1 protein-coding gene is annotated in these 1,132 nt (G+C 45.2%); it reads right to left on the minus strand.

The genetic code is table 11. The annotated features are described in order from the left end of the window. Nucleotide 1 precedes the first annotated feature (1 nt). Nucleotides 2-1,132 (minus strand): elongation factor Tu (gene tuf / locus GQR52_RS20340; protein WP_024592699.1); only part of this gene is annotated, 1,131 nt, incomplete at its 5' end.

Below are 1,132 nucleotides of genomic sequence, written 5' to 3' on the forward strand. Positions count from 1 at the left end.
ATTACGCTACGATAGTTGCTACAACACCAGCACCTACAGTACGACCACCTTCACGGATAGCAAAACGAAGACCTTCATCCATCGCGATTGGTGCGATTAGAGTTACTGTCATCTTGATGTTATCACCAGGCATTACCATTTCTACGCCATCTGGTAACTGTACGTCACCAGTTACGTCAGTTGTACGGAAGTAGAACTGTGGACGGTAACCTTTGAAGAATGGAGTATGACGACCACCTTCATCTTTCGAAAGTACGTATACTTCTGAAGTGAATGTAGTATGTGGGTTGATTGAACCAGGCTTAGCTAGTACTTGACCACGTTCAACGTCTTCACGTTTAGTACCACGTAGAAGTGCGCCGATGTTTTCGCCAGCACGACCTTCGTCTAGAAGCTTACGGAACATTTCAACACCAGTACAAGTAGAACGAGTTGTATCATTGATACCAACAATTTCTACTTCGTCATTGATGCGGATGATACCAGCTTCAACACGACCAGTTACAACTGTACCACGACCCTGGATTGAGAAAACGTCTTCGATAGGCATGATGAAAGGCTTATCGATGTCACGCTCTGGCTCTGGGATGTAAGTATCAAGTGCGTTTGCAAGCTCAACAATCTTATCTTCCCACTCTTTCTCGCCTTCTAACGCTTTAAGCGCAGAACCAGCAATTAGAGGTAAGTCATCACCTGGGAAATCGTATTCTGAAAGAAGTTCACGAACTTCCATTTCTACTAGTTCAAGTAGCTCTTCGTCATCTACCATGTCACATTTGTTCATGAACACGATGATGTAAGGAACGCCAACTTGACGAGAAAGAAGGATGTGCTCACGCGTTTGTGGCATAGGGCCATCAGTCGCAGCAACTACTAAGATCGCGCCATCCATTTGAGCAGCACCAGTGATCATGTTTTTAACATAATCGGCGTGACCAGGACAATCTACGTGTGCGTAGTGACGTGAAGGAGTATCGTATTCAACGTGAGACGTTGAAATAGTGATACCACGTTCGCGCTCTTCAGGAGCGTTGTCGATTGATGCGAAATCTTTAGCAACACCGCCGTATACTTTTGCAAGTACGTTAGTGATTGCTGCAGTTAGTGTAGTTTTACCGTGGTCAACGTGGCC

Source organism: Pseudoalteromonas sp. 31A1, from assembly GCF_011378815.1.
Classification (GTDB): Bacteria; Pseudomonadota; Gammaproteobacteria; order Enterobacterales; family Alteromonadaceae; genus Pseudoalteromonas; species Pseudoalteromonas arctica.